General features: G+C 67.6%; 8 protein-coding genes and 2 pseudogenes. 8 read left to right on the forward strand and 2 right to left on the reverse strand.

Going from position 1 to position 7836, the window contains the following annotated elements; genetic code table 11:
- Nucleotides 1-161 precede the first annotated feature (161 nt).
- From AB0I51_RS47855 to AB0I51_RS47880, 6 genes and pseudogenes are all read left to right on the forward strand, one after another.
- Nucleotides 162-704 (forward strand): winged helix-turn-helix domain-containing protein, encoded by a 543-nt coding sequence (locus AB0I51_RS47855; RefSeq protein ID WP_362985745.1) that lies wholly within the window; start codon nt 162-164, stop codon nt 702-704.
- A 47-nt stretch (nt 705-751) separates the two neighbouring features.
- Nucleotides 752-1247: pseudogene (locus AB0I51_RS47860) on the forward strand (transposase).
- A gap of 904 nt (nt 1248-2151) precedes the next feature.
- Entirely contained in the window at nt 2152-2355 is a 204-nt protein-coding gene (locus AB0I51_RS47865; protein ID WP_023586116.1) for a cold-shock protein, read from the forward strand.
- Nucleotides 2356-2713: 358 nt separating this feature from the next.
- The gene (locus AB0I51_RS47870; protein ID WP_362985748.1) at nt 2714-4207 is read left to right on the forward strand and encodes a DEAD/DEAH box helicase; all 1494 of its coding nucleotides are present in this window, start codon (nt 2714-2716) and stop codon (nt 4205-4207) included.
- 46 nt (nt 4208-4253) lie between these two features.
- Nucleotides 4254-4658 carry a CBS domain-containing protein gene (locus AB0I51_RS47875; protein ID WP_362985750.1) on the forward strand — a complete coding sequence of 135 codons (405 nt, stop codon included), beginning with the start codon at nt 4254-4256 and terminating at the stop codon, nt 4656-4658.
- Nucleotides 4659-4707: 49 nt separating this feature from the next.
- Complete coding sequence (locus tag AB0I51_RS47880; RefSeq protein ID WP_362985752.1) at nt 4708-5016, forward strand: SCO5918 family protein; 309 nt, start codon at nt 4708-4710, stop codon at nt 5014-5016.
- A 117-nt stretch (nt 5017-5133) separates the two neighbouring features.
- Here the strand turns inward: AB0I51_RS47880 and AB0I51_RS47885 are convergent, their stop codons facing one another.
- Both AB0I51_RS47885 and AB0I51_RS47890 read right to left on the reverse strand, forming a co-directional pair.
- The gene (locus AB0I51_RS47885; RefSeq protein ID WP_362985754.1) at nt 5134-5493 is read right to left on the reverse strand and encodes a hypothetical protein; all 360 of its coding nucleotides are present in this window, start codon (nt 5491-5493) and stop codon (nt 5134-5136) included.
- A gap of 101 nt (nt 5494-5594) precedes the next feature.
- A pseudogene (locus AB0I51_RS47890) lies at nt 5595-5956 on the reverse strand (ATP-binding protein); the annotation flags it as partial.
- An 881-nt stretch (nt 5957-6837) separates the two neighbouring features.
- Here AB0I51_RS47890 and AB0I51_RS47895 point away from each other — a divergent pair.
- On the forward strand, nt 6838-7176 hold the full coding sequence (locus tag AB0I51_RS47895) for a MerR family transcriptional regulator (protein ID WP_362985756.1): 339 nt from the start codon (nt 6838-6840) through the stop codon (nt 7174-7176).
- A 244-nt stretch (nt 7177-7420) separates the two neighbouring features.
- The gene (locus tag AB0I51_RS47900; protein ID WP_008735947.1) at nt 7421-7624 is read left to right on the forward strand and encodes a cold-shock protein; all 204 of its coding nucleotides are present in this window, start codon (nt 7421-7423) and stop codon (nt 7622-7624) included.
- Nucleotides 7625-7836 lie beyond the last annotated feature (212 nt).

Consider the following 7836-nt stretch of genomic DNA (forward strand, 5'->3'; position numbering starts at 1 on the left):
GCGACGGTTCCCTTGCGCGAGTGCTCCTGAACGTCTGCTCAGCCAAAGGAAGACACACGCCCCAGGCCGGTGAACCTTTGCGGTCAGAGCACTAGAGATCTTTAACGGTGTGGGTTACGTCTGGTCGTGACGGTTGGCGTCGGCTGCGCTGTGCCGGAGGGATGAGGTATCCCGATGGCGGTGGGCTGACGGCCGAGGAGCGGGACGGGCGTGAGCAGGTCCGGCTCGCCGCAGCCGACTTGATCGAGGTGGGGGCCGGTGACCGGGAGGTGGCGCGGCGGTTCCGGGTGACTCGGATGTCGGCGAACCGCTGGCGTCGGGCCCTGGCTTCGGGCGGCCGCCAGGCCCTCGTGTCCAGGGGCCCCGGTGGCGCCCGCTGCAAGCTCGATGCCGGCCAACTGCGTGCCCTGGAGGCGGTGTTGGAGGCCGGTCCGGCTGCGTGCGGATGGAGTGACCAGTGCTGGACGCTGGCCCGCATCGGCGAGGTCGTGCGCCGCCGGTTCGGCGTCGACTACACCCCGGCCGGGCTGGATCTGCTGCTGCACCGCATCGGCTGGAGCGTGCAGATCCCGAGCCGCAAAGCCACCGAGCGGGACGAGTCGAAGATCGCCGCCTGGAAGGACGAGCAGTGGCCCGTCATAAAAAGAGGGCGGCGGACCTGGGCGCCTGGCTCTGCTTCGAGGACGAGGCAGGTCAGGGCCTGAGGCCGCCGAAAGAACGCACCTGGGGCCGCCGAGGCCACACACCCGTCGTGAAGGTCACCGCCCAGGGCACCAAACGCGTTTCGATGGCCGCCCTGATCTGCATCAGGGCCGGACACCGGCCACGCCGGACACCGGCCACGGCTGATCTACCGCGTCCACCTCGACCGCGGTCCCGCGAAGGGCCGGCGCAAGGGCTTCACCGAGACCGACTGCGCCCGGCTGCTGGATGGCGCACATCAGCAGCTCGGCGGCCCCGTTGTCCTGGTGTGGGACAACCTGAACACACACGTCAGCCGCACCATGCGGGAGCTGATCGCCGCGCGATTGTGGCTGACCGTCTACCAGCTGCCGCCGTACGCGCCGGAGTTCAACCCGGTCGAGGGCGTGCGGTCGCACCTGAAGAGATCGCTGGCCAACCTCACCAAACACAGCCTCGACCAGCTCACCGCGCTGGTCAGGACCCGGCTGAAACGGATGCAGTACCGGCCCCACCTCATCGAGGGGCTCATCGCCAAGACCGGACTCGACTTCCAACCGCCGTAACCCCAGCCATTGAAGATCTCTAGCGGATCCTTCCTGGGGCCGAGATGGGTCCGGAAGGACAGTGAAACCTCGTGAACGATCATCGCGGTCGGGATACGTTCATGCCCACTGACCTGCATAGACGGCTAAAACAGGGAGAGGTAGTGAATCATGAGGTAACGCTCTGGCGATCTTGTAATGCGTAGGTCGTCGGTTCGAATCCGACAGGGGGCTCATCCTGAAGACCAGCTCAGACCATGTCTGAGCTGGTCTTTTTCGTTCAGCGGATGCGGCGGCGGGCACGGGAGCGCGCCGCGCGGCGGTCCCTGGTCTCAGTTCCAGTCTCAGTTGCGGGTGCAGGGGCAGATTCCGGGGTGGCCATGCCCCTTGCCCACGACCACGAGGCCACCACGCGCATGCTCCGCGCCCGTAACCGTCACGTCCGGGGTCGGAGCGGAGGACGTGGACGTCATACGTCAGATCACCGGGGCCTTCAGCGCACTCGTGCTGCATCACAGGGGGACGTGACCCTGTTGAATCCGATCTTGCGGACAGCCGCGTACCTTCCCGTGCTCGGGGTGCTCGGGCGGCCCTGGTTGCGGCGGGCGACTGCGCTTTTCCGGAACGTTGCACTGCGAGTGAGTCAATAACTGTGTTTGTGAGGTGAGAGTTTGCCGGACCATGCAGCGAGAGTTTTTGTCGCAATGAGCGGAGTGGAATTAGTTAACCGACGGGGGCCGTGGCGGCGTGCTACTGTTGATCTCAGTTGCAGTTTTGGTTCCCAAGACTTCAAGTGCTCCCTCTCGGCTTCGGCCGGGGAAAGCGCTTTTGTATTTCCGGTCTTTCTCCGGGCGGGGTAATCATTGCGGCGACACGGTGTTCGCACGGTGCGGATTCCGATGTACTGCCCCGAAGGAGATATGACATGGCTGCTGGTACCGTGAAGTGGTTCAACGCGGAAAAGGGCTTCGGCTTCATCGAGCAGGACGGTGGCGGCGCTGACGTGTTCGCCCACTACTCGAACATTGCCGCGCAGGGTTTCCGCGAGCTGCTGGAAGGTCAGAAGGTGACCTTCGACATCGCGCAGGGCCAGAAGGGCCCGACGGCCGAGAACATCGTTCCGGCCTGACGCTGAAGAGCACTTTGTAGCTGGGGCCCGCATCCCTCGGGGTGCGGGCCCCAGCTGCACGCGTTCTCCCGCAACGGTTTCACCTCCGGGACGGCTCGGAGAAGTCCCCAGCCCCACCACGTGCCGCTCATCCTTCAGAGATGCAGACGCAACCTGAAGAGCCGCACCGCAGTCGACGCCCGGATTGTGCGTCACTGCCACGTCGTTTATTTCAGCACCTGCGCCCGCGTGGATTTCCGTCGGCCAGATCTGCTTTCTTTTGCATTTTGCTTTTGCCGTCGGTCCATACTTGTGGTTCTCCATGCTGCTCAACGCTGCGGGAATTCCTTGATATGTGCCACATCGAGGAAGGTTCCGCATGAACCGCACACGTACGAACGACCGCTTTGCCCGCACCCGTAATGGCAGCGCCGACGCCGGGAAGGGCGGAAGCCGCTACGGCTCGTCGGCACCGCGCCGTTCCGGCGGGCCCGTCCGTTCCGGCGGTTACGGCCGCCGGCCCGCCGCGATGCAGGGTGAGTTCGCGCTCCCTGAGACGATCACCCCCGCGCTGCCTGCCGCCCAGGGCTTCGCCGATCTCGACATGCCCGAGCAACTGCTGGCCGAACTCGGCCGGCAGGGTGTGAGCGCACCGTTCCCGATCCAGGGTGCGACGTTGCCGAACACTCTGGCGGGCCGTGACGTCCTGGGCCGCGGGCGCACCGGTTCCGGCAAGACCCTCGCCTTCGGCCTCGCCCTGCTCGCCCGCACGGCCGGACAGCGTGCCGAGCCCCGCCAGCCGCTCGGACTGATCCTCGTACCGACGCGTGAGCTGGCGCAGCAGGTGACCGACGCGCTCACTCCGTACGCCCGCTCCGTCAGGCTGCGGCTGGCCACCGTGGTCGGCGGGATGTCGATCGGCAGGCAGGCCGGCATGCTGCGAGGCGGTGCCGAGGTCGTCGTCGCGACTCCGGGCCGGCTCAAGGACCTCATCGACCGTGGCGACTGCCGTCTGAACCAGGTGGGCATCACGGTGCTGGACGAGGCCGACCAGATGGCCGACATGGGCTTCATGCCGCAGGTCACCGCACTGCTCGACCAGGTGCGCCCGGAGGGGCAGCGGATGCTGTTCTCCGCCACCTTGGACCGTAACGTGGACCTGCTGGTGCGCCGCTATCTCACCGACCCCGTCGTGCATTCGGTCGACCCGTCGGCCGGTGCGGTCACGACGATGGAGCACCACGTCCTGCACGTCCACGGCGCCGACAAGCACGCCGCCACGACCGAGATCGCCGCCCGCGAGGGCCGCGTGATCATGTTCCTGGACACCAAGCATGCTGTTGACCGGCTGACCCAGGACCTCCTCAACAGCGGAGTGCGGGCCGCCGCGCTGCACGGCGGCAAGTCGCAGCCGCAGCGCACCCGCACACTTGCCCAGTTCAAGACGGGGCACGTCAGCGTGTTGGTGGCGACCAACGTGGCGGCGCGAGGCATTCACGTCGACAACCTCGACCTGGTCGTCAACGTCGACCCGCCGACCGACCACAAGGACTACCTCCACCGCGGTGGCCGTACCGCCCGCGCAGGCGAGTCCGGCAGCGTCGTCACCCTCGTGACACCCGGCCAGCGACGCGGCATGGCCCGCCTCATGTCGGACGCCGGGATCCGGCCGCAGATCACCGAGGTCCGCTCCGGCGAGGCCGAACTGAACCGCATCACCGGTGCCCAGGCTCCGTCCGGCATCCCGGTCGTCATCACCGCACCGGTGGCCGAACGCCCCAAGCGCAGCGCCTCCTCCAGGGGCCGGCGCCGCCCCTCCTCGGGAGCCCGGCGCGGGCCCGTACGCCAGTCCGTCGTCGGTGCGGCGGTCTAGAACCTTCGTGATGAGGAAGCTGACCCATCTCTGCAGGAGGCATCTTTTGACGCTGGTTCAGACGCAGCCCCGGCCGGTGAACGCCGGCCCCGTGCACAGGACGCCGACCGAGGTCGTGGAGGTGGCCGGACCGCAGGTCTGGGACGACATGAGCGTCGAGGTGGCGCTGTCCGTCATGGCCGCCGCCCGCACGGGCCGACTGGTCGTCTGCGACCAGGACGGTCAGTGCACCGGCCTGGTCACCCGGACCGAACTCACCGCCGTGCGCGACAACTCCGCTTACACGGACCGCGTCCGCCTGCGTGACATCCTCGGCGACCACCGGTCGTTCACGTCACCCGTGATGACGATGGCCGAAGCCGAGCACGCGATGCGCGCCCGTCGGAGCGGTGCCCTGCCAGTCGTCGTCGGGCAAGGCGGCGCCCTGGGCGTCCTCGCCCGCTCCCGCTGATCCGCCTCACCCTGGTCGGACCGTTCTCCCCTTCTCCCTGTGAGGCCCCATGCGCTGCGTCATCGCCCGTTTCCCCTTCGAGCTCACCAAGAGCGGTGTGCTGGAATCGATGAAGGGCATCAAGCCCGAGCAGGTCATGGGTGAGTCCGTGATCATCGGCCGCCGTCACTACCCCGTCAAGCAGGTCGGCCAGGTCATCACCCGCCAGGACCGCCGCGACTTCAGCGCCGACGAAGTCCTCCGGGCGATGACCAAGCTCGGCTTCACCTGCCGCGCCCTCCCCAAGGCCGTACCCGTAGGCATCCGCGGCTCGCTCCGGCCGGCTTCCGAGATGCTCGGCACTCCCATGTCCGTCTGACCGAAGCGACAGGCACGCGCCGACACCTGAACAGCAGTGGGCCCGGCCGACGCAAGTCGGCCGGGCCCACTGCGTGCGACGGGGTCCCGTCTCCGTTGTTTCTCAGCGGCCGGAATATCAGTGGTCGGAATAGCTGAAGTCGCCCACGGTCCAGGCGCTGACGTCGTTGATCGCGACCCGGTACATACCGCCCGTCTCCGGGATCCCCACCGTGCCCTGAAGAATTCGGGCGACGTGGAAGTGCAGGTGAGTGGGTGGGCCTTCCTCCTTCGCGGGGCTGTCGAACACGGCGGAGAACTCTCCCAGGCGGGCGGAATCCGTCAGAACCTCCGACACCCTCCGCCTCCACACGGCTTCGGGAGCCAGCCGGCCGGTGATGACAGTGCCGCCGGTGACCACGGTCAGGGACATCTGGTTGCTCTGCCCGGACTCCACCACGGCGGCGACGTCAACGAGCAGCTCGTCATGCTTCGACATGGGTCAGATTGTATTTGCCGGCCGTCCGGCTGCTTCAGCGGTGGCGTTACCGGGTGAGGAGGACGCTTACGGTGTTGCCGCCGGCCGCCGGCCGCCGGCCGCCGGCCGCCGGCCGCCTGGCGGGTGACGGTGGTGGCGTGGGCGAGACGGTTGGCCATGGGCCGGCCGAAGCCTCCGGTGCTGTCGTTGAGGTCGGGGGTGCGCTTGCGCGGCGCCTGCGGGCTGTGGTCGTGCACGGTCACCTCGATGCTGTCCGGGTGCGCGGTCAGGGTCGGGCGTGCAGGTGCCGCCGCCGTGGCTCAGGGCGTTGGTGAGGAGTTCCGAGACGACCGGGCACGGTGTCGGCGGCCTCGGCTGCGAGCGGACGTAGGAGATCTTCGAGGAAGTCCCGGGCGCTTTCGCGTGCGCCGGCGACGTATGTCGCGGAGCGGGCGGTTGCGACGTTGACGCTCATCGGGTCCACCAGGTCTCCCCGGTCAGTGGATCGTCGATGTCCGGTCCTGCCTGCCGTCTCGTTCCCTGGCTGTGGCCGGTCAACCAGGCGCTGACAGCCTCTCCTCCTGCTCCGGTCACTGTTCGAGGCCGATTGCCTGTCTGTCGAACGCGCGGAAATCTGTGTTTGTCGGAGTAGACATTGGGGTGGGGGCGTGATTATGGTTCTCTCGTAGCCCAGAGAGACAGCAGGGCCTGGCAGACACGAACTGCCGGGCGGAGCAGTACATGTGAGTGCAGTTCGCAGGACGGTGCGGTGGTGGAGTCGCGAAGCCAGAGCGGTTGCAGGACGGCGACGCGGCTGGCGACCGTACCGGGTGGCCCGCAGTGATCAGGGGCCGCCGTGAGCAGGACGCAGTGGCAGCACCCGAAAGTGCAGTTCGCGGTACCCAGCAGTGAAGTCAGTGAGCAGCACCTCGGTGAAGGCGTCGGCTGCGGACGCGCGCACCGGGAGGTTCGGCAGTGGGGTTCCAAGCCAGGGCAGACGCAGGACGGGCGACGGGGCTGGCTGCCGAAGAGCGGTGCTGTCACAGGCCGCTGAGCAGTTCGCATCACCAGCAGAGCGCAGTACCCCAGTTGTAAGCAGTTGATCCCAGAGGGAAGAACGGAGGAGCCGAGCGCCATCAGGATCGCCCGGGCCGGATCTTGAACCCGGGTACCGCAGGACATCGATAGTGAGGTGGTCTCCGGTCAAGCAACCGCGATCCCAGCAGCCCCGGCAGCATGCCGGTCGGGTCTGCGGAAACAGAAGGCCGGCGCCCTGTCAGGGTCGGCAGATGGTGTAGTAGTTCCTTCGGGGCCCTGGTGCGATGAGCACCAGGGCCCCTCCACGCGTTCCATGGAGAGGTGCAGATGACAGCAGACGACTCGTTCAGCCGCATCGACGACGACGACTACCCCGCCTACACGATGGGCCGGGCCGCCGAGCTGCTCGGCGCCACGCAGGGCTTCCTGCGCGCTCTCGGCGAAGCCCGCCTGATCACTCCGCTCCGCTCCGCCGGCGGCCACCGCCGCTACTCCCGCTACCAGCTGCGCATCGCCGCCCGGGCCCGGGAACTCGTCGACCACGGGACCCCCATCGAGGCCGCCTGCCGCATCATCATCCTCGAAGACCAGCTCGAAGAAGCCAAGCGCATCAACGCCGAATACCGCCGCACCGCAGAGTCGGCGAACCCGACGACCACGGCCTGAGACGGGGCCTGTCTGCATCGGCGGGCACCCCCGTATCCCCGGTGCTGGTGTTCGGAGTGATCGCTTTCCCTGGTGACGCGGAGTGTGGGCGTGTAGCGTCTGTGTCAGCTGTCGTGGTTCGGAGTTCCCTATAGCCCACGCTCTTGGCGTGGGCGTTTTGCTGTGCTGTGCCGCAGGGACCAGGGCGATCACCTCCGCCTTCCACACGGAGTGGTAGGCGTCCATCGACTGGAAGGCATGAGACATGGCTACGGGAACTGTGAAGTGGTTCAACGCCGAGAAGGGCTTCGGCTTCATCGCCCAGGACGGCGGAGGACCGGACGTCTTCGCGCACTACTCCGCGATCAACTCGTCGGGCTTCCGTGAGCTCCAGGAGGGCCAGGTCGTGACGTTCGACGTCACCCAGGGCCAGAAGGGCCCCCAGGCCGAAAACATCAACCCGGCCTGATCTCGCAGCCCTGCTCGAGAGATCACGCACGCCGCGTCCGTGACTGCCGCCGACTGCGCGCGCCGTGCTGCTCACCCGGACGCGGGGACCGGCTCCCGTGCCGGGCGTCGACAGGATCCGTGGCGCAGGGATCGGGGCCGCGAAGCATTGGCCAGTGGCTGAACCGCGTCACGGTCGGCGGCGGCACGGACGCCCAGCGCCGGGTCTTCTAC

The sequence above is a fragment of the Streptomyces sp. NPDC050549 genome, from assembly GCF_040655035.1.
GTDB lineage: Bacteria > Actinomycetota > Actinomycetes > Streptomycetales > Streptomycetaceae > Streptomyces.